The sequence below is a fragment of the Candidatus Chromulinivoraceae bacterium genome, assembly GCA_035478595.1.
Lineage (GTDB): Bacteria > Patescibacteriota > Saccharimonadia > Saccharimonadales > Saccharimonadaceae > CAMLKC01.
Genome location: DATIJL010000011.1, coordinates 1 through 21,304, shown reverse-complemented (window position 1 = coordinate 21,304; position 21,304 = coordinate 1). Strand labels below are relative to the sequence as shown.

Sequence of the window (21,304 nt, the reverse complement as noted above, 5' to 3'; positions counted from 1 at the left end):
ATAAACATAAGCGCCGCTAGACGGTTGTATGCTTGACGTGTGTATATGCGTTTGTTACTATTATGTACGTGTCTCGCGCCAAAACACGAAGAAATGTAAATTTTAAAGGTCGAAGCGCGTGAGGCTGCATATAGTACAAGGAGTACAAAAGCACATGCCAATAGCCGTCGAATTTGTGTCCTCGAGGCGCAAAAAGATTGCAGTGGATGTGGTGCCCGCCGAATGGCAACTGTATATCGCACAATAGTGTGACAAAGACTAACTCTCAAACTTACGAGTTATACCTCCGAGAGTTTACCTCATAGAAATCAAAAAAACACCCCAAGGCACCGGGGTGTTTTTAATTTGCTATAGAATCTAATTTGTCGTGACAGGTAGAGCGATATTATTCGCTTTAAGTGCTGCAGCTATAGTGTCATCTAGCTTAGCAGCTTCACCCCATATGTCAGTGCCAATAGTTTGGCCGTTAATGTAAAGCGAAGGAGTACCGTTGACGCCGATTTTCTTACCTAGTGCGAGATCAAAATTAATCTTTTCGTTGACGCTCGTGCTAGCCATATCCGTTTTAAATTGGTCGACATTTAGACCAAGATCTTTTGCAAAATTTGCAAAGTAGTCGGTTCGATCAGTGGCTGAAAGATTTTCCCAGCTACTTTGGTTTTCGTAGAGCTTGTCATGCATCTCCCAGTATTTTCCCTGAAGCCCCGCAGCTTCAGCGGCAGCTGCTGCAGCTTTTGCATTTGGGTGAAGGCTGGTAAGTGGGAAATTACGGAATACGAAGGCGATTTGCCCCTGGTACTTCGTCAACTCTGTCTTGATAGTTGGGTAGGCACTTCCACAACCAGGGCATTGGTAGTCACCATATTCAACGAATAAGACTTTACTATCTTTTTTACCAAATACATGATCGGCAATATTACCGCTCTGCGTTGAAGCGTTCTGTATTACGTTAGAATCAACTTTACTAACATCAACTTTGTCTTTGCTTGAAAGATATACCAGTACGCCGAGTAGGACAATACAGACGCTCGCAAAGATAATCCATGCTTTTTTACTCACCTAATAAAACTCCTTATGATTACTATAATAAGTGTAGTGGAAAAGATGTATGTCGGCAAGCTGGTATGGGGTACAATGAGGGGTATATGATGTGGTTTTTAGCCGTTCTTTGCCTTTTTACACTTACTCTACTGGTAGGTGTAGCAAGTATTGCGCCTGTACGTAGTTTGCTAAGTACGGCAGAACTTGAACGTCGTTATGCTCGTGGCAATAAGGATGCACGGCTACAGTTACGGCAAGATGAGCTCTGGCCTGTCATTACGTCGCTTCAGCGTGCGCTTGTGGCCTTTCTCCTCGTCGTTCTTATAGCGCTACTCATCCCAACCTTTGGCTGGCTCGTTGGTCTTATTGTGGCCTTTCTCATAGCTCTTGAATACAACTCATTGTCACAGTTCCAGCTTGTTCGAAAGTACACTCAGCCGCTCTATGACCAGTATGAAACAAAAATCCTAGATTTTGCTGAGAGATATCGCCGTGGAGCATTTCGACTTATCACTAATAGCACACTCGACGGACATATGGCTAAGCACCTCGATTCCCGCGAGGAACTTGAGCAATTAGTTCAAGAATCGGACGATCTTTCTGTGGATGAAAAAAAGCTCATCACACATGGACTTACGTTTGGCGAACGTCTCGTTAGCGAGATTATGACGCCACGTGGAGCTATAGACAGTATCAGCAAGAAAGAACTGCTTGGCCCACTCGTGCTCGACGATCTACATAAAACCGGTCATAGTCGTTTTCCGGTAACAGACAATGATATCGATCATGTGGTTGGTATGTTGCATATTCAAGATCTTCTCATTCTTGACGGTCGTCAGCGTTCGAGTACAGCTGAGAAGGCTATGGAGCCACGTGTCTTTTATATTAGAGAAGACCAAACTCTCCAGCACGCGCTAGCGGCATTTTTACGGACACGTCACCATTTGTTTATTGTCGTGAATGAATTCCGTGAAACAGTGGGGCTTTTAAGTCTCGAAGATATCATGGAAGCACTGTTAGGGCGTAAGATCATTGACGAATTTGACATGCATGAAGATCTGCGAGCGGTAGCAAAACGTAACAGTGCACATAACAATGAGCCAAAAAATCATGAAGACGTCTAGCACTATCAGGGGTAAAGTGGTAAAATATACTCCAATGAGACAATGGCGAGCTACAAACGATAGCAATCGACGGGTCGGCTAGCAAGCGCGGCGTGTTTGCTAGTGAACGACCCTTGTCAGCCTTCTCCCCTAAATATACATAATAAGGATTATCTATGACACGAACACTAGCACTTGAAGCTACGCAAAAAGTCGGTGAAACAATCACCGCAGAGGGATGGGTCCACACTAGGCGCGACCATGGTGGGTTAATTTTCATTGATCTTCGCGACCACACGGGTGTACTACAGCTTGTTATTCAGCCAGAGAAACCGGAGGCTTTTAAACAGGCTGAAGATATTCGCGACGAATATGTTATCAGCGTTACTGGTAAGATAAAAGATCGCCAGGGCGAACTGAAAAATGACAAAATTGCCACAGGAAGTATTGAGTTGGTGGTTGATGAACTTCGCGTGCTCAACCGGGCTGATGTTCTGCCTATTCAGCCTTTTTCAGAGGCTCAGGCGAATGAAGAGCTACGTCTAAGGTATCGTTACCTTGATCTTCGACGTCCAAAGATGCAGCATATGCTAAAAATGCGCTCAGATTACAACAAGATTCTTCGTAGCTACATGGACGAGCATGAGTTTATTGAAGTGACAACACCAATTCTTGCCAACTCAAGTCCAGAAGGTGCACGCGACTTTCTGATTCCGTCACGAATACACGAAGGTAAGTTCTATGCATTGCCGCAGGCGCCACAACAGTTTAAGCAACTGCTTATGGTCGGTGGCATACCACGTTACTATCAGCTGGCCACTTGTTTCCGAGATGAAGACCCACGGGCAGATCGTCTTTACGGCGAATTTTACCAGCTCGATCTTGAAATGGCATTCGTAGAAGATGGCGAAATCATTCGCAGCATGATGGAACCGCTCATTAAAAAACTAGCTACTGAATTTGTAGGAAAAGAACTAGTTACCGATGAAGTGCCACGTATTCCATATCGTGAAGCTATGGAGCGCTACGGCTCGGACAAGCCGGACCTTCGCTTTGGTATGGAGCTCATTGATCTTACAGATGAACTACGTGCAAGCGAATTTGGTGTGTTTAAAAACACCATTGAAGCAGATGGTGCAGTTAAAGCTATTTGCGTAAAGGGTGGTGCGGGTCTTAGCCGCTCCCAAATTGATAACTTTACACTCGTTGCAAAAAACGAAGGTGCGGGCGGCCTTGCTTACCTTACGTATGAAGCGGGTGAAGTTAAGTCTCCTATCGCAAAGTTCCTCACGGGTGAAGAACTCGCTGTGATTAAGCAAAAACTTGGTGCCGCAGACGGTGACGCAGTTTTCTTTGGTAGCGATAAACGTGCTACCGTTAACAAAGTACTTGGCCGTCTTCGAAACGAATTCGCTACCCACTACGGCCTGAAAGATCCAAACAAGGTTGCTCTTGCCTGGATTGTCGACTTTCCATTTTACGAATGGGATGAGCATGCCAAGAAAGTTGATTTTGGTCACAACCCATTTAGTATGCCTCGCGGTGGTGAAGATGCTCTGGAGATGGCAGACACCGATGAAAAGAAGCTTGCTATTGTTGCCGATCAATACGATATGGTCATGAACGGCTACGAAATTTGTTCCGGTGCTGTTCGTAACCACAACCCGGAGGTGATGTATAAGGTATTCGGCGCACTTGGTTATAGTCGTGAGTATGTCGAACATAAATTTGGTGCCATGTTGGGCGCGTTCAAATATGGCGCACCACCACACGCAGGTTGTGCATTTGGCGTTGACCGCATGTTCATGGAGCTGATGGGCGAGAGCAACATTCGCGAAGTCGTTGCTTTTCCAAAAAACGGTTCTGGCTTCGATGTTATGATGAACTCTCCGAGTACTGTTGATCCAGCACAACTCAAAGAGCTTGGCCTTTAGAAGCATGAAAATCGCTGATCCCCGACATAGTATTAGGCAGCCATCTACCTATGTCGGGATCGGTGTCGCACTGGCTGTCGTGGTAGCAATTGTGACGAGTTTTATTGTCATGACGCATCATACTAATACTTCTACCACCCCGACCGTCACCGTCAGCGATAGTGAGACTGCCTACGTAAATATTGTAAAAGACAGTCTGGCTGTTTATCGTGCAAGATATTCACATTATCCAGACAGTTACCAAACCCTCCTCGATGATATTACGGCTAGTCCGGCCATATATGGAGTCAACGATGAAGGGGTTAGTGCCTTAACTGCGATCTCTGGGCGGTTGAATACTTTTACATACACATCAGATAGCACGTCATATCAGTTTACATATCAAAAAGGTGATACGGGCAAAACAGTAACAGTCAAAAGTAACTAGGAGAATAAGGGTGGACCAAACGGTAGAAAAACAACCAGATCAGCAGGTAGCGACACAATCGGATGACGGCCGTCACTTTTTAGCTGTCTTTTTCCTTAGCTTTATGTGGGGAACTTTTGGCGTTGACCGTTTTTATTTAGGAAAAATTGGTACAGGTTTACTGAAGCTCGTCTCATTTGGCGGTCTCGGTATTTGGGTGATTGTTGATCTTGCACTGATTATGTCGGGTGCTATGCGCGATAAGCAGGGTAGGCCAATGCGAGAATTTGCACGCTATAAAAAGTTTGCTGCTCGAACGGTTTTAATTTTTGCTGTTGTTCTTGGTGTTACGATGCTTGTATCGGGCGGACTGCTTATTTACACTGTAACGCAACTGATTAACGACTTCATACAAAACAAACCTGGTGGAATAATGAACCTCCTGCCGAGTGGTGCACAACTTCCGACGAATTTATTACAACAACTCAGTTCTATAGAGGTTGATAGATGGTGCTATTTTGAAACTTGACAGAGTGCGAGGCTCACTCTATAGTGTTCTGGTCTAATAAGCAACAGTGATTGGAGCAGGGCAATGTCTGTACTGGATGCCTGGACGCAGTTCCTGGCACAGAACAAGGACAGTCTGGTCGGCGGCGAGATGGAGCACATCGAGTATCCTGAGGGAGCCTTCCGAGGCCCCATCAGCGACCTCGTCATCGAGGGCGACACGTTGGTTGTTGTGTCTCCCTGGGTCGCACGGATCGACATCAACTCCCAAGGACTGCCAACAGGTGATTCTTGGGAGAAGGTAACTCGGCCCGGGGTGGAACGTGCCGAGTACACCATCATGGACGGCGTCATCGGTACGCCCCAGCCGATTGGTGATGGACGCTTCCACTTCGCCTACGCCTTTGCGCGCGTAACCTTCTTTCCGAAGGGCGGGAGCAAGCTCGACCCAAGTCGCGTTCGTGGGCTTTAGACACAAGCTCGCCTGAGACGCGCCGCCAACAAGTGGATGTGGCTCGCCTCTGGCGGGCTGCATCCCTTGATTATTGGCCTATGTTGTAAGAAGCTATTGCTTTTTTGTCAATATAATGCTAAAGTATAAATGTTGTTTCAAGCAAACACAAAAATATAATAAATATCACAGAAACATCCTAATGACCCGTCTATACTAAGACGGTTGCTCTGGATGCGAACGGAAAGGGGAAAGCATAGTGGATACAAATGTTCTCATTACGCTTTTATCAATCATCGTTATTATACTTTCGATTATTGTTATTGCGTGGTTAGTAGCACTGACAGTGTTTCTCGTTAAACTTCGTCAGCTTCTACAAAGCATAGAGACGATTGCTGCTAATGTTGCGGCTGCATCGGACTGGCTTTCGCCAGCTAAAGTGGTTAGTCATTTAACCCACCTGTTCCGTAAGTAACAAAAATAAAAAAGGAGAGTTATCATGAATAAATTAGGTAAAGTTGTCTTAGCATCAGTCGTTGGATTTACTGCGGGTGTCTTACTCGCGCCAAAGAGTGGAAAAGAAACCCGAGAAGATTTGAAGAACAAAGCCCTTACTGCCAAAGAAATGGCGAACGAAAAAGCTAAAAAAGTTAAAGCGGCTGCAAAAGTTGCAAACCAAACGGCGACTGTCAGTGCTGAAAAGGCACGACGAGAAGCTGATGGTATGGCTGAAAGCGTCCGGCGGTCCGGGAAGGTCGTTGCACAGGAAGCTGAAAAACTGAATGCAGAAGCTCGACTTCGGGCGACTCGCGTTGCTGACGATGCAAAACGGACAGCACGACGTGTTGAACGGGATGCTAAAGAGAACCTCAAGTAAAATTTATCTGTACCACTTAAAAAATACTACCTCCAAGCAGAGGTAGTATTTTTATAAGGGCTCATTGTCGAGTGAGCGCCAAATATACCAGCTAGCTGCTGATTCGTAAGGGTGCCAGCGGTTGGCGGTGGCAATCTCTTTGACTATCTCGGGTGTAGGTAAGTTATCTAGACCATAGAGCTGTTTTATGCCACTACGAACACCTAGATCACCAGTGGGGAGGACATCTAGGCGACCCATACAAAACATTAAGAACATATGGACTGTCCATTCGCCGATACCTTTTACGGAGATAAGCTCAGCAAGAATCTCGTCGTTAGAGAGTTCACCAAAATGATCAAATAAAATAGAGCCGTCTAAGACATGCATGGCGAGATCTTTAATGTAAGCTACCTTTGGTCGGGATAGGCCGGCGCTTTTGAGTAACTCGTCGTCGCTCGCAATGATCTGCTCTGGTGCGGGAAATGTGGTACCAAAAAGGTCGGCAAACCGTTTTTTTATGGTGGCTGCTGCCTTAACGCTAAGTTGTTGACCGATAATACTATTAACGAGTGCTTGGTAGTAGTCCGTATGTGGAACGAGGCCGGGCAGAGGCGAGGTGGCAACAATTGGAGCTAATATAGGGTCATTTGCGGCCAAATGATCGGCGGCACGTTGTAAATCGAAAGACATATATCGCCTATTATATCTCGACTGGTTCTTCGAGACGCTTATATTCAATGCCGTAGCGTTCAGCGAGCCAAGCAAAGAGTCCGTCAGCAAACTCCTTACCAGTGTCTGATAGAACGGCATCATGAGTTGGAAAAGCGAAGCGGGGCTTTATGGCGGACATATAATCCATGGCTTCACCCATTTTTAGCCATGGTGCGCCAGCTGGTACGGCAAGTGTGTCAACTGGTCTTTTAGGGAGTGTATACGAATCGCCGCCATAATAAAGAAGGTCATCGATCAATACGCCCACATTGGGGATGATAGGAATAGTGCGGTGAATTTCGGCGTGTTCGCCACCAAAAAATTCTAGTTGGAACATACCAATGGTTAGCTTGTCGCCTGGCTCAATCGTTCTGCTAGTAAATGTTTCGATGTGGCTAGTGACTGATCTTGGCCCAACAATGATAGCATCAGGGTTTTTGTCCATGATGTTGGCAATTTGCTCCAGGTCAAAGTGGTCTCCATGCTCATGGGTAATTACTACACCTACAACATTTGATGGGGCGATGAAATCGGCCGAAAGACCGCCCGGGTCAACCACGAGTAGTTGGACGTCTTTTTGAACAGTAAAGCAAGCGTGTTCGTATTTTGTAAGTTTCATGTGTTCTCCTTTTTAAACCACGTATGGTAGGCGACTCGAGCTTTGGTGATCTTCGGTTCGATAACGATCGTGCAATAGCCATACTCTGGGTTTTTGGAAAAGAAATCCTGGTGTTCCTCTTCAGCTTTTTTATATGTGGTTAGCGGAGTAATGTCGGTGACGATGGGTTTATGCCAAAGTACCTGTGCGCGAGAAAGTGCCGAGTTAAAATCGCGTTTTTGGTTTTCATCCGCATAAAACATAACCGAACGGTACTGAGTGCCAATGTCAGCGCCTTGGCGATTCAGTGTCGTGGGATCATGCACGAGAAAAAATAAATCAAGAATAACCGACTCAGGTATAACCGATTCGTCAAAGGTTACGCGAACAGCCTCGGCATATCCCGTGGTACCCGTGGCAACATGTTCGTAGGTAGCTGGCCCCGTGCCACCGGCATAGCCACTTTCAACCGACTCAACACCAGTGATTTGACGATAGAGAGCGTCTAAACACCAAAAACATCCTCCGCCTAGTACATAACTTGTCATACTTATAGTATACGACAGGTATAATTAAGAGGTGAATAGCGAAATGTTTAATGAACTACTTATCGAAAAGGGGCGTGAGCTATATCGTCAGATGCCATGGCGCGAAGACACGAGACCATACTACGTTTTAGTAAGTGAGTTAATGTTACAACAGACCCAGGTTGAGCGAGTGATTCCTAAGTTTGAAGCGTTTATTGCACTATTTCCAGACGAAGCTGCACTGGCAAAAGCAAGCCTAGCTGAGGTGCTCATGATGTGGAGTGGCCTGGGCTATAATCGCCGTGCGAAGTATTTACACGATGCGGCGAAGATGATCGTGCAAGTATATGGAGGAATATTTCCTACTACAAGCGAGGAACTTCGTAAATTACCCGGTGTAGGCCCGAACACGGCTGGCGCGATTATGGCCTATGCATATAATCAGCCAGTGGTTTTTATTGAAACGAATGTTCGAACAGTGTATTTTCATCACTTCTTTGGAGATGGTGATAAAGTTTCGGATGTAGAAGTTAAGATGATAGTGAAACAAACCATAGATGACGAATATCCACGTGAGTTTTACTGGGCGCTTATGGACTACGGCTCATGGCTTAAGCGCCAGGGCGCTGGCAAAATTCACCAAAGTAAACATTATGTAAAACAGTCGGCTCTAAAGGGTAGCGTGCGAGAGGTGCGAGGACAGATAGTTCGCACGCTAGCGGAAAAAAATTACACACTGACCGAACTGAAACAACATGTTACGTATGATGAGCGGTTTGAGAAAGCGCTTGCTGGGTTAGTGCGTGACGGGCTAGTGATGCAAACGAAAGATCACTTGCATTTGACCAAATAGGCATATCCGTTAGATAATGAAGGAGCATGAAGCGTTTTCTTATTATTAGTATTGCCCTAACCCTTGTAGCGGTAACTGCCGTTGCTGTTCGGCCGCTATTTGTACATGCCGATGATAGTTTAATGACTGAGGCGCACATTCAACGGATTAAAAGTAACTGCTCAGAGGCGCAATCAACCCTATTTCAGCTACATGCTAGTGATGCACTGCTACGCGTAAACCGTGGTCAGTTATATGAGTCTATCTCAACCAAGCTCATGGAGCCATTCAATAGCCGCCTAACAATCAATAGCTATAATGCTGCTGATATGGTATCTATTGCTTCAAACTATGACAGCGAGCTTACAACATTCCGACTCAACTACCAGCAGTACGAAGAAGCGATGTCGGCCACCCTTGCTATTAACTGTACCAATCAGCCCGTCGCATTCTATGATAGTGTCACTGATACGCGTGCTAAACGAAGTAAAGTGCACGATAGCGCTTTAGCGCTGCATAAAACAATTAGCGATTATGAAACGGCCTTTGAAGCATTTGCAGCAAAGAACTTTCCGGAGACAGCCAAATAATGACCGAGGAAGAACTAATTGAGGAGGCTAAGTCTCTGAGCCCATGGCAACGCCACAGATTCATTGTGCTTATTGGTGGTACGATTATTATCTCGCTATTCTTGGTAAGTGTGGCACTCGCTCTTTATGCCAGCAGTGGAGCAGCACAGCTTGATCTCAGTCGTCCTGGCTATAAATCGGTTCGCGACCAGGCAGCAAAGACAAGCAGTTTTGACGAATTTCCTTCATCTGGTCCTGTGACAAAAGATACGATAAGCCAATTTAGGTCGCTGTATAATCAGCAGTCTACGCAGGCTACAAATGTTGATAGTTTCGGTGGAGATGTGATGAGCGATAAATCTCTTTCTATCGACGCACCGGCTCAGTAGTTACTATTTTTTTGGCTGACCAAGTGTAGGGAATGTAGTACTGAGTTTGATCTTGTTCTTTTCGAACTCCTGGAAAAGACGACGACGCATCTCAGACGTTACCGACCATTGGTCGGATGGTTGTGTTTTGCCAGATACAAGCAAAGTTACTTCAAGTGAAGAGAACTCGGTAACTGATACGAAAGATGGTGCTTCAATAATCTTGTTTTTCCATTTCTCTTCTTCAGCTAGTTTTTTGCCAGTTTCGTTGATAATAGCGATAACATCATCGAGGTCACTTGTGGGGTGAACGCCTAAAAAGAATCGAGCAACACTAAAGCCCATCGTTTTATTTATAACGTGTTGGATCATGCCATTTGGGAAATAATGTACGTTTCCGTCGGCGTCACGTAAGACAGTAGATCGAGCGCCAACTTGTTCGACAGTGCCGCCAAAGCCTTCGATATCTATGACATCACCAACTCGATATTGGTTTTCGGCAATGATGAAAATACCAGAAAGAAAATCTCGTACAAGCGACTGAGCACCAAAGCCAAAGGCCACACCAATAATGCCTGCACTTGCAAAGAGGGGAGCTAAACTTACGCCTGGGAAGATGGTCTGAAAGAGGGCGAGCGCACCACCCGTAAAGACAACGACGCGCCACAAAATTGCAAAAGTGTGAGCGAGCGTTTTTTCCCTTTTTTCAATGTCTTTCTTATGCCAGTGGCGACCACGGGCTTGAACGATGCGATTAACCAGTTTTCCTGTTACGAGTGTGCCCGCAAAGTACACAATGGCGGTTATAAGAATGGTAGAGATAATATCTACACCGTGATTGCTATTGAACCAAGCTGAAAGGATATCCATATGTGGTAGTATAGCATGTGATATGACGATTGGTACAAGTGACAAAGAGCTTCTCAACCCAGCTGACTACATGATTACGCGAAAACGTAAGCAATATCGCTTCGCGCTTTTTCATAACTCTCCACTCTGTTTCGAATATGACGAGTGGGACGAGACATATATTCCGCAGGTAGCCGAGATAGGTGCCGGCACGGGTTTGTTCAGTGTTGCACAGGCTGCTGCTCACCCGGAGGGTAAATTTTTGGCTGTTGATGTAAAGGCAGACAGGCTACAAAAAGGTGCGTATGCGGCTACAGAGAAACATCTTGATAACCTTCGTTTTTTGCGCGTGAGGGCGGATCAATTACCAGAGAAGATAGCAGCGCATTCACTGGATATCTTATGGGTGACGTTTCCAGATCCATTTCCAAGGAAGCACTCAGCGGGACGACGGTTGACTCACCCGCATTTTTTGAAATTTTACGCTGGTCTACTTAAATCGGACGGTGCTCTGTATTTTAAGACTGATGCCAAAAAACTGTTTGAATGGAGTTTAGAGCAACTAGTTGCAGAAGGCTGGAAGGTTGAGGAGCTGAGTTTTGATCTGCATGATTCAAACCTAGCTGATTGGTATAAGATTAAGACCACTTACGAAGCTCGTTTTGTCGATGAAGGTCTTTTAATTGGCTTTGTCAAAGCCACACCGCCAAAGGTATAATTGAGATATGAATATGAATGACTACCAGACGGCGGCGCTCCGAACGGCCGCGCCAAAAGACAAAAAAGATGAAGTATTTCACTTAGTACTTGGCCTTTGTGGCGAGTCGGGCGAGATTGCTGAAAAAGTAAAAAAGATCGTGCGTGATCACGGTAGTGACTTTTCGCATCTTGATAAAGACGATTTAGTAAAAGAACTCGGTGACGTACTATGGTACATTGCCACTCTTGCAGATCACTTTGATATCCCACTTGATGAGGTCGCAACAAAAAACATCGCAAAACTAGCCGATCGTCAAAAACGCGGTCTCATTAGCGGTAGTGGTGATAATCGCTAGCTAACGTGTTTTCGTAGCCACGCATCAATACTGCCAGCTCCCATTGCAAGAACGAGTTTGCCGTCTTTTTGTGCGCTTTGGATTGCCTGCCACAAATCGTCGTTAAGATCGGTAATGTGAACAGCCGTTTTATTGCTAACATCCTTGCTTAGTTCGGCTGGTGTGAGAATGGGCAAGTTGGGGTCTTCTCGCGAAAGATAGGTTGGAAGCCAGTAAACATCGTCAGCTTTTTCAAAACAATCAGTATATTGATCTTTAATTTCATACTGACGAACATTTTGATGTGGCTGGTAGACGAGCACAATGTGGTCGGAAAGTTCGCGGGCAAGCTGCAGAGTAGCGGCGATTTCTGCTGGATGATGACCGTAGTCACTGTAGATATTATCGGCGAGTTTTTCAAATCGTCGATCGGTACCAGGAAAAGTATCGAGGATTGTTTGTATATGAGTCTGGTCACCTAGTTTTAGATATTCTGCTGCCTTGACGACGAGTGTAGCGTTACGGCGGTTGTGTGCTCCTGCGAGATGGATATCCATTACTTCATGATCACCTAGAACCCAACCATCTTTCGCAGTAGCCCCAACCTCCTTGTTATCGGCATGCCACATGATAGTCATTTGTGACTGTGAAACGAATTGTCTGAAGGCCGCCATGTAGTCTCCCTTTGTTGGATAGACATCCGGATGGTCGTAGTCGATAGAGGTTAAGAGGGAAAGGTAAGGAGTGAAGTGGAGAAAATTGCGATCGAACTCATCACACTCGTACACAAAGTATTCACTTTTGGGATCGTAGGCGCCACTGGGGCCGAAGCTGAGGGTCGAACCAACGGAATAACTTATAGGTATGCCAAGTTGTTTCATGACCCAGATAATCATGCCGGTTGTGGTGGTTTTTCCATGCGTACCAGAGATAGCGATGAGTTTGAGATTTTTTTCTTCAATAAGGTGTGCCAATAACTCGTCGCGTTTAGCGGTTTTTATACCGAGTTCTTTTGCGGTGCGCAGTTCGGGGTGATCTTCAGGAAGGGCTGCTGTGTGTACATACCAGTCAATTGGCTGAAGTTGGTGACAGGCCTGTAAAAAAGCGCCGTCTTGTGTAAAAGATATTTGAACGCCTTTTTCACGCAGGATTTTGGTAAATCGACTTTCTCCAAGGTCAGAACCCTGGATAGTATAGCCAGCGTCTAGTGCAATTTCACCGAGCGGCCCAATTCCAACCCCACCGATTCCCGAAAAGAATATGTTCATAAACACTAGTATATCACTTGTGGTAAGGCGTGGGCTGTGGTGTAATGAAGAAAAGAATAACCAATACAAACATCATGATACAACAGCTCATTCATCGTCTGCTCTTACGTCGCCATTTCTGGCGTTATGCTACGTTTTCGGAAGTTTCCGAGCTTTATGCCTCGCGAATGATGCGGATGCTGGCTATTAATATGTCGGCAGCGTTCATGTCAGTGTTCCTATATCAAAATGGCTATTCAATAACTTTTATTGTCATTTATTGGATTTGTTACTTTACCTTTAAAATAGGCATTTCATTACCAGCTGCTAAATATGCGGCGCTCTTTGGGCCAAAGCATGGCATCTTGCTTTCCAACCTATTGTACATACCTTCGATGCTGGTGTTTGCGTTTGTACCAGAATGGGGAATCGTTGCAATTGTTACTACAGGATTACTGCAAGGTACATCGGCGACGTTGTATGATCTTTGCCATTTGATCGACTTTTCTAAAGTTAAGAGCATTGATCATGCAGGTAAAGAAATTGCCTATATGAACATTGTGGAAAAGATTGCGACTGGCCTGAGCCCACTCTTAGGAGGGTTATTGGCGTATACAGCTGGTCCGCAGGTGACAATGCTCGCTGCCGCACTCTTGTTCTCATTAGCTGCAATTCCTCTCTTTAAAACAGGTGAACCCATACCAACTCATCAGAAGCTTGTTTTTAGGGGATTCCCCTGGCGACTTGTGTGGCGTAGCCTGATAGCTGAAGGAGCAATAGGGTTTGATGGTCTAGCATCAAGTTCGGCGTGGTCGCTTTTGGTGGCGGTGTCGATCTTAGGTATTAGTAGTAACAACAGGGTATATGCTCAGCTTGGAGTACTACTCTCGATCGTACTTCTGGCTGCGCTGGCGGCTTCGTACGCGTACGGCACACTCATTGACAGACGACGAGGTCGACAGCTTTTGAAAATTGCGGGAGTGGCAAATGCCCTAGTGCATTTGACGCGTCCTTTCGTGAATACACCGCAACTCGTGGCTGTAGTGAACGCTTCAAACGAAGCTGCAACAACGGGCTACGGTATGGCATTCATCCGTGGAATGTTTGATACGGCAGATATTTCAGGTCATCGTGCGACATATCTTGGCTGTATCGAAGTGGTAGTGAATGTTGGTTCGGCGCTCGCTGGTGTGGCTATCTTGCTGTTTATCGTGGCATTTGGTGAGATTCAGGGGCTGCGCTCGTTCTACTTTTTAGCGGCCGGAGTGGCACTTTTAATCACAACGCCAAAGTTTCGGCTCTACCGAAAATAATGCTCATGCTACAATAAGAGAAGTATCCAGGTGGGGTGAATTTTTAAGTGGCAGATAAACGGCGAGTACAACAGAATATACGGCAACTTCAACGCGTTAAGACGTGGCAATTGCTGGTTTTGTTTTTGATTATGGCGTTTGTCGCGGCTACTTTTTTACGACTCGATAATATTGGCATGAAGCAGCGCAGAGATGCAGTACTAGCCGCTGATAACACGGGTGATGAAACGGTCATACAGAGCCGTTTATACGACCTGCAGCGCTACGCGGCAACACATATGAACTCTGGTACGGATACATTTTACTTAGAGGGTGAGTATAGGCGAGAATCACAGCGACGAGTAGATGTAGCCAAAAATTACGAAAATCCTAATGGTAATATTTATGTAAAGGCCGAGGCTGTTTGCAAACCTCAGTTTACCGCCTGGTCTGAGGCTTATGTACAATGTTTCGCCGCACAGCTGGCTAAATATCCTCCGTCGCCAGACCCTACGCAAAATGTCACGTTCCCAGATGTGAACTTGTACCGTTATAGCTACGATTCGCCTCTATGGTCGCCGGACTTCGCTGGCTGGTCAGTTGTCGTGTGCTTAATGATTCTACTTATGATAATTGTTCGTTTGATAGGTCTCGGGGTGTTACGTTTGCTCCTAAAACGGCATTACAGGGGTATTTAACTGTTGACATCGTATTCTGCAAACGGTACGCTATCAGAGTAAGACGCTAAAGGAGGTATAAGAACTTATGGCTTACAAGCATACAAACTCGAAGGGTGTTACCTACTACCTACACAAAACAAACGTTACGCTCCGTGGTGGAAAACCACAGACGATTTTCTTCTTCGCAAAGGTAGAGAAGAACGCCAAGGGTGAACCAACAGATCTTCCAGAGGATCGTGTTGTTAAGGAAAACCCACGCAACGGTTTTTTGACAGTTAGCAAGAAAAAATAAGCTTGAACCTTAAGCACGTTTGGTGATACAGTAGTATCAAACAAACAGGTGCTAAAATTGCCCTCCGGTGGCATCTGTATGATGCCCGAAGAGGGCTTTTTTGATTTTAAGAACATGTGATACAGTAAGCTATTATGGATCGACTTACTTCAACCCTCGCACTTGAACATCCTCCCACGTTGGAGATACTTACCGAGGTGCCTCCTTTAGCAGTTGACCTGGGTGAACGAGCAACTGCCTTAGCAGCTATAATGGAATATTTAAACCAGTTCGCGAAGACTAGTGGAGCCAAGCGTTCCGGAAAAGCTTTTAGTAGGCGATATGGCGATCGGTCACTGGAAGTGTTGCGTGGCATGGAGGCGAAGCGCCATGGACTTCGTCTTGGGTTTGATGAGGGTCTTGATACGCTTGTTGCTGGTCGGGCTCTGCGAGCTCGGGGTGTCGATGAAGAGGAGATAGAGCAGCAAAGACTTGCCATGCAAGTTGCTATTAATCGTCGGTTTGGTGTTGGCAAGACAGACGGACACGACCGAGCTGAAGTGGTTCATGCGGCTCAAAGAGTCGTTCATAACTAACCTGATCTATTCGATAGTGTCTATAAGATAGCCTAGCTTGTATTTCTTTGTTAGAAGCTCTGGCTTATTTAGGTCGGTAATGGGTACATCGAGCTGTATGATTTCAGCAATAACGAAGCCGGCCTGTTCTAGCGCATCGAGCTTGTGTGGATTCTGAGACGCTGCTCGGATGGTCTTTGCCACTCCAAGGTCGCTGAGAGCCTCGAGAGTGGCGCCATAGGTTCGGAGATCCGGCTCTAAGCCCATGTGTGCAAGTGATTCGACCGTGTCGAGGCCCTGGGTTCGTTGTAGTTCAAGAGCTTCGATTTTACGCTCAAGACCAACTCCACGGCCTTCGGCGTAGTGATATACAACAACGCCTGTACCGTCCTTGCCTATCAGGCGTAAGGCTGCATCTAGCTGACTGCCGCAGTCGCAATCAAGTCCGTGGAATGCCTCACCAAAGAGACATGAAGAATGGATTCGAACGATGGGCACTCCCTGGGCTAAATTACCCATATGAACACTTACGCAATCGCCGAAATCGGTCTTGTGGTAGGTGATGGTAAAATTGCCGTGTTCAAGAGGAAGAATTGTTTGTTGTGTGATCATTTTTGTCTTGGTTAGATATGACATCATTGTAGCATATATAGGCAGCTTAAATCATTGGTACAAAAACAGTCAGCATATATTTATGCTGACTGTTTTTTGTCATAATAACTTGGTGGGGGCGGATGGAATCGAACCATCTACCAAGTGGTTATGAGCCGCCTGCTCTAACCGATGAGCTACGCCCCCGTGCGATAGCCATTATAGCGTATTGTTATCTGTTAGGCTATAATGAGGCTAAACAAGATGAAAAAAATAAACATTCGCAAATGGTATTACCACTTTAAACATCGGTACGTGACGATGAATAACATTGTTATTACCGTTGCAGTACTTATCGGTTTTAGTTGGACATGGGGATCGATTGGGATGATGCAGCGTAATTATGGCCTCCAAAAAGAAGTGGATGGCAAAAAGCGTGAACAGCAGCTGGTTGATCTTGAGGTTCAGACACTCTCTTTTGCGCAAAATTACTACAAAAGCAGTGAGTATCAAGATCTTGCTATGCGGCAGCACTTGGGCGTGGCGGATGCAGGTGAGAAGGCGCTTATCTTGCCTCCTAATTCTCAGGCCGCCAAGAGTGCTGATAATATTTATCTTCAGAAAACAAACCCAACCGTTGCACCTGAGAGTAATTTTCAACAATGGGCGAACTTTTTGTTCGGTGCGAATAGGAACGCAAGCTAGCCAAGAAAAAAACTCATCGTACACGATGAGTTTTTTTCTTGGTTGCGGGGGCAGGATTCGAACCTGCGACCTCGTGGTTATGAGCCACGCGAGCTGACCGGACTGCTCCACCCCGCGATATTCTTTGTCATTGTATCAGATGTCGCAAAATATTGCAACTTACTAAGATAGCTCTTGGCTCACCGTCAGCTGAGTTTTGCAGCAGCGACACGTACGGCTTCACTCCAGCTGAGGAAGGCATGGGGTGTTGCGGCAAGGTCAGCGGCGGTATGACGGTATTTTACAGCGAGCGTTATTTCGTGGATGATCTCAGCGGCGTGTGGCGCGACAACCGTCCCGCCCAAAATGACACCTTTTTTATCCGTAATGAGTTTTACAAATCCATCTCTAAAATCGGAGGTATTGCTTCTGGCGATAATATTAAGGGGCGCTACCGATTTGTTGATAGGCAAGTCGCGCTTAAGACAATCGTCTTCAGAAAGACCAACAGAAGCGATGCCGGGAAAGGTAAACGTAAGACGTGGGGTGGCAGTGTAGTCTGGTACTATTTTTGACTTTGGATTGATAAGGTTATGGGCTGTAACGCGACTCTCTAGTAGTGCAGTGTGGGTATGGCTGCTATGACCGAGTACATCACCGGCGGCAAAAATATGACGTGCTGACGTTTGCAAATGCTCATCGACGCCGATACCTTTTGGCGTATAATCGACACTTGCATTTTCAAGGCCAAGATCGACGCTCGGAACACGGCCAGTCGCAATAAGGACTCCGTCTACATGAATGGACTTCTCGGCACCTCCGCGTGTATAAGTTATACGCTTGCCGACACCATCTTTCACGACCATCAGCGTACGAGTCTGAGTTAGCGAGGTGATACCTTTTTGTTCTTTGAGGATACGCTCCATCAATGTACCGACTTCTTCGTCCTCTTGAGGCAGAATGCGGCTGGCTATCTCAGCAAGATAGACTTTCGTACCAAAGATTGCCATGAGCTGAGCAATCTCAACGCCAATCGTACCAGCTCCAATGATATATAGACTCTTTGGTGGGCGCATAGCTTCTAAAATAGTGCGTGGTGTTAAGAAGGAGACGTCGTCTAGCCCTTGAATATTCGGTGCAACCCAATGTGAGCCGGTTGCTACTAAGAAATTTTCAGCTGAGAGGTGACGTCGGTTGATGCTCACTTCGTTTGGCGATAAGAAATGAGCGGCACCATGATAGGTGTCGATGCCCTCATTCTCGTAGTATTTACGGTTGCCACCGGCGCCGGTACGTTTAACGGCCAAATCTTTCCAAGCACGGAGCGATGGGTAGTTATAGCTCATAGTGCTAGAACGAAGACCAAAGCGCGAGCCATGACGAGCTTCGTCGTAGAGCTGTGCTGCGTGGAGGAGGGCTTTTGTGGGAATATCACTCCAGTTTGGGGAGTCGCCACCAAATGTGTCAGCCTCAATAATGGCAACTCGTTTACCGTCGCGGACAGCAATAGTAGCCGCAGCGCTTCCTCCGGCGCCACTGCCGATAACGATCAGGTCGTAATCAAAAGCTATTTTTTTTGCCATTTTTTGTTTTTCTCCTTACATAACCAATCGGTGATGTTTGTATAAATATGCTGCTTCAGGGTGGTGTTTTTCAAGAGCTTCACTGGCTTTTCGACGCAGGTCAGCACTTGTTACCTCTGGTTTTGTATCAAGCCATTTCTCTACGAGATCACACACTTTTTGGGCGGTCATCTCGGCTTCACCTTCAGGACTGCGAACGCTTAGGCAGGCGGCTTGGACACTTGCATACAGTTTATCATGGTCGAACGGTTCACTTGGGCGTCTGCCGTCAGCCTTCACAATGTCGATAGTGTACATCCTAGCGTCCTCCGTAGGCGAAAGCGGTAACGGACACAACTTGATCGACATAAACATAGAAACCGAGCACCAGTAGGCCACTGCCAGCTGCAAATTGCAAGAAACGCTTATTGTCTTCACGCCATTTCTGAATGCGACTGAGTTTGTGGCCACTTCCTATGAGTGCGTTAACAATTGCAAGTGAAAGAAGTGATACGAGCGTATAGACTGCAATGCCGATAAGTTGCCAAACAGGCTGAAGGCGAATGAGTACAAGGGCGCTGATAGTAATAGGTGCCAAAATAAAGACAAGTTCGCCAATAACGCTACTGAGTCCAAGACTAAATGCCTCGGCTGATTGCTTTGTGGCTTTAGTGCGATCACTTAAGTAATGCGCCATAGCTCTGGGAAGCCAGAGACTTGTGCCTTCCTCACGTCGATAATAAAACGCCCATACGGCTACGCCAAGACCAAGTAAAAGTCCACAGCCGACTGCCCATGCCATAAGTGGCACGGTTGAGCCGAAACTGTGTTGAAAAATAAACGCAGTAAATGACACAAGTAGCATAGTCATGACGGCCACGCCAAAGAAAAACCCGTTTGTAAGGCGAAGCAACTTGGCTTTTGCCGCTTTAGCCCCGATAGCGTGACCGCTTAAAAGAGTAAGCATACTGACGCTCAATTGAAAACTAGCGTGAATCAGTGCGGCGAAAATGATAATTGCAAATGAGTTTAACATTGTTTATTTTTTGGCCTACCTCTGTCTCAGTTATAGCATAAGCGTGCCGGTTTGGTCAAAGTGAAAACAAGAGGTTGTTTTTAATGAATGGGGGAGTGTGGCGGGTTACGCCACACTCTACCCCACAGCCACTATCTGTCAGAACTCGAAGGAGGTGATCCGTGTGAGCCTGGCGGCCATATTATCGTCGAGTAGCTCGCGAAGTTCATTCGCGTGACCATCGAGATTTTTACCCAGCATGCCACGAAGCTTCTTGAAGCGGAGCGTGATGAGCGGGCCATTGTCTTGTTCAAGTGCCTTCGCGAGACTTTGAGCGACACCCAGGGCGGGGCCATTGAGCTTTCTTGCCATGATGTATCCTTAGGTCGACAGGATAGGTGGCGGAGCGATTATTCACCCCTGTCTGTAGAACCCGCGATTCAAAAGGCAGCGATGAGTAATTTGAGAATTGTAAAAGAAAAAGCCGAGCTATTTGGTTGAGCTCGGCTTGTTTTTCGATGTGGTATGTGAAGCGAGATCAACCGTTGGAGGAATACACAAAGAGAATGAGACCAAAGAGAATGGCGCCTGGAATGCTTCGTGTTTCATAACTGCTTGGTATCACATCTTATTTTATACTTAACTTAGTGCGTCGTGTCAAATTGTCATAAAATGGTCGGGCTCCTAAACATATAGGACACCAATATCCAGTGTAGCATTCTCGTAGCCTGGAATGCCTTGGAGGTATTCCACGGGCGTCAGCATGCGGAGCATGCTGTGCGGCCGGTAGAAATTGTAATCCAGACAATCTTCAATACAAAAGGCTTGGAGCTCAGCTTTGTCATGAGAGTTGGTTGTGAGTTTCTTGTACCTGTCTTTGTCGACTCCATGGCTCCGCTCAATGCGACCGTTGAGCTGAGGCGAGCGAGGAGGAATACGGCCATGCCGTATTCCTTTCTCTTGCAGCCACCGCTGCATGGGAGTGAGTGTGTCCGGTTTCGTTTGTGGCAACGCGTCGTAGACGAACTCGAGGCCGTTGTCGGTCTGGATCTCGGCAAAGGCAAAGGCTGGTGCGAAAAACCGAGCTGCATGCTCTAGAAAGTCAACGGTGTACGCCGGGTTGACACCCGGGTACAACCGCTTGTACTTAATCCTCGTGGCACAGTCGACAATGTCGTACTGGTAGGCTGCCCGCTTCCAGTGTTTGACGTCCAGCTGGCCAACTTCGCCCGGGACGTAGACCCGGTCACTGAGCCGCCGTTGGATGCGGCGGTGCTTCGGTTTTGGTGTCGTGAGTTCTGCTCGACGCAGGACATTGCCAATGCCGTGGCGGGACACGACAACGTCGTAGTCCCGCTGCAGGACAACAGCGAGCTTCGCTTCGCCGTAGCCAAGCGCTAAGCGAAGCTGGATGACGAGACTGACCGTCTCGGTATCCATGTCATTCTTGTGACTTTTTGGTGTGGTTGGCTGGTTGTAGAGACTAACGAGCTGTTTGTTACTCGCTACCCACCGGCTATGCCAGTAGTAATACTCACTCCTGGCAATCCCGTAGTGTTTACAGGCAGCGCTCACGCTGCCGAGTTCCTCGGCAGCTC

At 46.6% G+C, this 21,304-nt stretch carries 29 protein-coding genes and 2 tRNA genes; 17 read left to right on the top strand and 14 right to left on the bottom strand.

Annotated elements, in window-relative coordinates:
* Positions 1–357 precede the first annotated feature (357 nt).
* Positions 358–1,059, bottom strand: coding sequence for a DsbA family protein (locus VLG36_02975; protein HSW77734.1), 702 nt, complete (start codon positions 1,057–1,059; stop codon positions 358–360).
* Between the two features lie 86 nt (positions 1,060–1,145).
* Between VLG36_02975 and VLG36_02970 the strand changes: the two genes are divergently transcribed.
* The 7 genes from VLG36_02970 to VLG36_02940 all read left to right on the top strand — a co-directional run bounded on the left by VLG36_02970 (position 1,146) and on the right by VLG36_02940 (position 6,319).
* The gene (locus tag VLG36_02970) at positions 1,146–2,165 is read left to right on the top strand and encodes a CBS domain-containing protein (protein ID HSW77733.1); all 1,020 of its coding nucleotides are present in this window, start codon (positions 1,146–1,148) and stop codon (positions 2,163–2,165) included.
* Between the two features lie 155 nt (positions 2,166–2,320).
* Entirely contained in the window at positions 2,321–4,078 is a 1,758-nt protein-coding gene (gene aspS / locus VLG36_02965; protein ID HSW77732.1) for an aspartate--tRNA ligase, read from the top strand.
* A 4-nt stretch (positions 4,079–4,082) separates the two neighbouring features.
* Positions 4,083–4,505 (top strand): hypothetical protein, encoded by a 423-nt coding sequence (locus VLG36_02960; protein HSW77731.1) that lies wholly within the window; start codon positions 4,083–4,085, stop codon positions 4,503–4,505.
* A 10-nt stretch (positions 4,506–4,515) separates the two neighbouring features.
* Positions 4,516–5,013 (top strand): TM2 domain-containing protein, encoded by a 498-nt coding sequence (locus tag VLG36_02955; protein HSW77730.1) that lies wholly within the window; start codon positions 4,516–4,518, stop codon positions 5,011–5,013.
* A gap of 210 nt (positions 5,014–5,223) precedes the next feature.
* Positions 5,224–5,463, top strand: coding sequence for a hypothetical protein (locus VLG36_02950; protein HSW77729.1), 240 nt, complete (start codon positions 5,224–5,226; stop codon positions 5,461–5,463).
* A 238-nt stretch (positions 5,464–5,701) separates the two neighbouring features.
* Positions 5,702–5,917: a hypothetical protein gene (locus VLG36_02945; protein ID HSW77728.1), complete on the top strand. Its 216-nt coding sequence runs from the start codon at positions 5,702–5,704 to the stop codon at positions 5,915–5,917.
* Between the two features lie 24 nt (positions 5,918–5,941).
* The gene (locus tag VLG36_02940) at positions 5,942–6,319 is read left to right on the top strand and encodes a YtxH domain-containing protein (GenBank protein HSW77727.1); all 378 of its coding nucleotides are present in this window, start codon (positions 5,942–5,944) and stop codon (positions 6,317–6,319) included.
* A gap of 51 nt (positions 6,320–6,370) precedes the next feature.
* Here the strand turns inward: VLG36_02940 and VLG36_02935 are convergent, their stop codons facing one another.
* From VLG36_02935 to msrA, 3 genes are read right to left on the bottom strand one after another with little or no spacing between them, the layout of a single operon-like run.
* Positions 6,371–6,991 carry a DNA-3-methyladenine glycosylase gene (locus tag VLG36_02935; protein HSW77726.1) on the bottom strand — a complete coding sequence of 207 codons (621 nt, stop codon included), beginning with the start codon at positions 6,989–6,991 and terminating at the stop codon, positions 6,371–6,373.
* A 10-nt stretch (positions 6,992–7,001) separates the two neighbouring features.
* Positions 7,002–7,631 (bottom strand): MBL fold metallo-hydrolase, encoded by a 630-nt coding sequence (locus tag VLG36_02930; GenBank protein HSW77725.1) that lies wholly within the window; start codon positions 7,629–7,631, stop codon positions 7,002–7,004.
* Entirely contained in the window at positions 7,628–8,158 is a 531-nt protein-coding gene (gene msrA / locus VLG36_02925; protein ID HSW77724.1) for a peptide-methionine (S)-S-oxide reductase MsrA, read from the bottom strand. The genes VLG36_02930 and msrA overlap by 4 nt, the downstream gene beginning before the upstream one ends.
* Positions 8,159–8,189: 31 nt before the next feature.
* Here msrA and VLG36_02920 point away from each other — a divergent pair, with 31 nt between their 5' ends.
* From VLG36_02920 to VLG36_02910, 3 genes are read left to right on the top strand one after another with little or no spacing between them, the layout of a single operon-like run.
* Positions 8,190–8,990, top strand: a complete 801-nt coding sequence (locus tag VLG36_02920) for a hypothetical protein (protein ID HSW77723.1) — start codon at positions 8,190–8,192, stop codon at positions 8,988–8,990.
* Positions 8,991–9,016: 26 nt separating this feature from the next.
* Positions 9,017–9,559 carry a hypothetical protein gene (locus VLG36_02915; GenBank protein HSW77722.1) on the top strand — a complete coding sequence of 181 codons (543 nt, stop codon included), beginning with the start codon at positions 9,017–9,019 and terminating at the stop codon, positions 9,557–9,559.
* Positions 9,559–9,927 carry a hypothetical protein gene (locus VLG36_02910; protein ID HSW77721.1) on the top strand — a complete coding sequence of 123 codons (369 nt, stop codon included), beginning with the start codon at positions 9,559–9,561 and terminating at the stop codon, positions 9,925–9,927. The genes VLG36_02915 and VLG36_02910 overlap by 1 nt, the downstream gene beginning before the upstream one ends.
* Positions 9,928–9,930: 3 nt before the next feature.
* Here VLG36_02910 and VLG36_02905 read toward each other — a convergent pair whose 3' ends face one another.
* Positions 9,931–10,776 (bottom strand): mechanosensitive ion channel family protein, encoded by an 846-nt coding sequence (locus VLG36_02905; protein HSW77720.1) that lies wholly within the window; start codon positions 10,774–10,776, stop codon positions 9,931–9,933.
* A 22-nt stretch (positions 10,777–10,798) separates the two neighbouring features.
* Here VLG36_02905 and trmB point away from each other — a divergent pair, with 22 nt between their 5' ends.
* Both trmB and VLG36_02895 read left to right on the top strand, forming a co-directional pair.
* Positions 10,799–11,473 carry a tRNA (guanosine(46)-N7)-methyltransferase TrmB gene (gene trmB / locus VLG36_02900; GenBank protein HSW77719.1) on the top strand — a complete coding sequence of 225 codons (675 nt, stop codon included), beginning with the start codon at positions 10,799–10,801 and terminating at the stop codon, positions 11,471–11,473.
* Between the two features lie 7 nt (positions 11,474–11,480).
* Positions 11,481–11,810, top strand: a complete 330-nt coding sequence (locus VLG36_02895; protein ID HSW77718.1) for a nucleoside triphosphate pyrophosphohydrolase family protein — start codon at positions 11,481–11,483, stop codon at positions 11,808–11,810.
* Here VLG36_02895 and VLG36_02890 read toward each other — a convergent pair.
* Positions 11,807–13,057, bottom strand: coding sequence for a Mur ligase domain-containing protein (locus VLG36_02890; GenBank protein HSW77717.1), 1,251 nt, complete (start codon positions 13,055–13,057; stop codon positions 11,807–11,809). The two genes, VLG36_02895 and VLG36_02890, sit on opposite strands and share 4 nt — an antisense overlap.
* Positions 13,058–13,101: 44 nt before the next feature.
* Between VLG36_02890 and VLG36_02885 the strand changes: the two genes are divergently transcribed.
* From VLG36_02885 to VLG36_02870, 4 genes are all read left to right on the top strand, one after another.
* Positions 13,102–14,349 carry an MFS transporter gene (locus VLG36_02885; protein ID HSW77716.1) on the top strand — a complete coding sequence of 416 codons (1,248 nt, stop codon included), beginning with the start codon at positions 13,102–13,104 and terminating at the stop codon, positions 14,347–14,349.
* 47 nt (positions 14,350–14,396) lie between these two features.
* Entirely contained in the window at positions 14,397–15,026 is a 630-nt protein-coding gene (locus VLG36_02880) for a hypothetical protein (GenBank protein HSW77715.1), read from the top strand.
* Positions 15,027–15,093: 67 nt separating this feature from the next.
* Positions 15,094–15,300 carry a hypothetical protein gene (locus VLG36_02875; GenBank protein HSW77714.1) on the top strand — a complete coding sequence of 69 codons (207 nt, stop codon included), beginning with the start codon at positions 15,094–15,096 and terminating at the stop codon, positions 15,298–15,300.
* Between the two features lie 134 nt (positions 15,301–15,434).
* Positions 15,435–15,875: a hypothetical protein gene (locus VLG36_02870; protein ID HSW77713.1), complete on the top strand. Its 441-nt coding sequence runs from the start codon at positions 15,435–15,437 to the stop codon at positions 15,873–15,875.
* 6 nt (positions 15,876–15,881) lie between these two features.
* Here VLG36_02870 and VLG36_02865 read toward each other — a convergent pair whose 3' ends face one another.
* Positions 15,882–16,490 (bottom strand): hypothetical protein, encoded by a 609-nt coding sequence (locus tag VLG36_02865; GenBank protein HSW77712.1) that lies wholly within the window; start codon positions 16,488–16,490, stop codon positions 15,882–15,884.
* An 86-nt stretch (positions 16,491–16,576) separates the two neighbouring features.
* Positions 16,577–16,652 (bottom strand) — tRNA-Ile (locus VLG36_02860).
* A gap of 57 nt (positions 16,653–16,709) precedes the next feature.
* Between VLG36_02860 and VLG36_02855 the strand changes: the two genes are divergently transcribed.
* The gene (locus VLG36_02855; GenBank protein HSW77711.1) at positions 16,710–17,150 is read left to right on the top strand and encodes a hypothetical protein; all 441 of its coding nucleotides are present in this window, start codon (positions 16,710–16,712) and stop codon (positions 17,148–17,150) included.
* Positions 17,151–17,189: 39 nt separating this feature from the next.
* Here the strand turns inward: VLG36_02855 and VLG36_02850 are convergent.
* The 6 genes from VLG36_02850 to VLG36_02825 all read right to left on the bottom strand — a co-directional run.
* A tRNA-Met gene (locus tag VLG36_02850) sits at positions 17,190–17,267 on the bottom strand.
* Positions 17,268–17,335: 68 nt separating this feature from the next.
* Complete coding sequence (locus VLG36_02845) at positions 17,336–18,712, bottom strand: NAD(P)/FAD-dependent oxidoreductase (protein ID HSW77710.1); 1,377 nt, start codon at positions 18,710–18,712, stop codon at positions 17,336–17,338.
* Between the two features lie 15 nt (positions 18,713–18,727).
* Positions 18,728–19,009, bottom strand: coding sequence for an ATP cone domain-containing protein (locus VLG36_02840; GenBank protein HSW77709.1), 282 nt, complete (start codon positions 19,007–19,009; stop codon positions 18,728–18,730).
* A 1-nt stretch (position 19,010) separates the two neighbouring features.
* Positions 19,011–19,727 (bottom strand): hypothetical protein, encoded by a 717-nt coding sequence (locus tag VLG36_02835; protein ID HSW77708.1) that lies wholly within the window; start codon positions 19,725–19,727, stop codon positions 19,011–19,013.
* Between the two features lie 138 nt (positions 19,728–19,865).
* Entirely contained in the window at positions 19,866–20,078 is a 213-nt protein-coding gene (locus tag VLG36_02830; GenBank protein HSW77707.1) for a hypothetical protein, read from the bottom strand.
* Between the two features lie 312 nt (positions 20,079–20,390).
* The coding region (locus VLG36_02825) for an integrase core domain-containing protein (protein ID HSW77706.1) at positions 20,391–21,304 on the bottom strand (914 nt) is incomplete at its 5' end.

What these genes read in the sequence shown, in the direction of transcription:
- VLG36_02970 (HSW77733.1), top strand. Translation starts at nt 1,146, where the DNA reads ATGATGTGGTTTTTAGCCGTTCTTTGCCTTTTTACACTTACTCTACTG.
- aspS (HSW77732.1), top strand. Translation starts at nt 2,321, where the DNA reads ATGACACGAACACTAGCACTTGAAGCTACGCAAAAAGTCGGTGAAACA.
- VLG36_02960 (HSW77731.1), top strand. Translation starts at nt 4,083, where the DNA reads ATGAAAATCGCTGATCCCCGACATAGTATTAGGCAGCCATCTACCTAT.
- VLG36_02940 (HSW77727.1), top strand. Translation starts at nt 5,942, where the DNA reads ATGAATAAATTAGGTAAAGTTGTCTTAGCATCAGTCGTTGGATTTACT.
- VLG36_02935 (HSW77726.1), bottom strand. Translation starts at nt 6,991, where the DNA reads ATGTCTTTCGATTTACAACGTGCCGCCGATCATTTGGCCGCAAATGAC.
- VLG36_02930 (HSW77725.1), bottom strand. Translation starts at nt 7,631, where the DNA reads ATGAAACTTACAAAATACGAACACGCTTGCTTTACTGTTCAAAAAGAC.
- msrA (HSW77724.1), bottom strand. Translation starts at nt 8,158, where the DNA reads ATGACAAGTTATGTACTAGGCGGAGGATGTTTTTGGTGTTTAGACGCT.
- VLG36_02915 (HSW77722.1), top strand. Translation starts at nt 9,017, where the DNA reads ATGAAGCGTTTTCTTATTATTAGTATTGCCCTAACCCTTGTAGCGGTA.
- VLG36_02910 (HSW77721.1), top strand. Translation starts at nt 9,559, where the DNA reads ATGACCGAGGAAGAACTAATTGAGGAGGCTAAGTCTCTGAGCCCATGG.
- VLG36_02905 (HSW77720.1), bottom strand. Translation starts at nt 10,776, where the DNA reads ATGGATATCCTTTCAGCTTGGTTCAATAGCAATCACGGTGTAGATATT.
- trmB (HSW77719.1), top strand. Translation starts at nt 10,799, where the DNA reads ATGACGATTGGTACAAGTGACAAAGAGCTTCTCAACCCAGCTGACTAC.
- VLG36_02895 (HSW77718.1), top strand. Translation starts at nt 11,481, where the DNA reads ATGAATATGAATGACTACCAGACGGCGGCGCTCCGAACGGCCGCGCCA.
- VLG36_02890 (HSW77717.1), bottom strand. Translation starts at nt 13,057, where the DNA reads ATGAACATATTCTTTTCGGGAATCGGTGGGGTTGGAATTGGGCCGCTC.
- VLG36_02885 (HSW77716.1), top strand. Translation starts at nt 13,102, where the DNA reads ATGAAGAAAAGAATAACCAATACAAACATCATGATACAACAGCTCATT.
- VLG36_02875 (HSW77714.1), top strand. Translation starts at nt 15,094, where the DNA reads ATGGCTTACAAGCATACAAACTCGAAGGGTGTTACCTACTACCTACAC.
- VLG36_02870 (HSW77713.1), top strand. Translation starts at nt 15,435, where the DNA reads ATGGATCGACTTACTTCAACCCTCGCACTTGAACATCCTCCCACGTTG.
- VLG36_02865 (HSW77712.1), bottom strand. Translation starts at nt 16,490, where the DNA reads ATGTCATATCTAACCAAGACAAAAATGATCACACAACAAACAATTCTT.
- VLG36_02855 (HSW77711.1), top strand. Translation starts at nt 16,710, where the DNA reads ATGAAAAAAATAAACATTCGCAAATGGTATTACCACTTTAAACATCGG.
- VLG36_02845 (HSW77710.1), bottom strand. Translation starts at nt 18,712, where the DNA reads ATGGCAAAAAAAATAGCTTTTGATTACGACCTGATCGTTATCGGCAGT.
- VLG36_02840 (HSW77709.1), bottom strand. Translation starts at nt 19,009, where the DNA reads ATGTACACTATCGACATTGTGAAGGCTGACGGCAGACGCCCAAGTGAA.
- VLG36_02835 (HSW77708.1), bottom strand. Translation starts at nt 19,727, where the DNA reads ATGTTAAACTCATTTGCAATTATCATTTTCGCCGCACTGATTCACGCT.
- VLG36_02830 (HSW77707.1), bottom strand. Translation starts at nt 20,078, where the DNA reads ATGGCAAGAAAGCTCAATGGCCCCGCCCTGGGTGTCGCTCAAAGTCTC.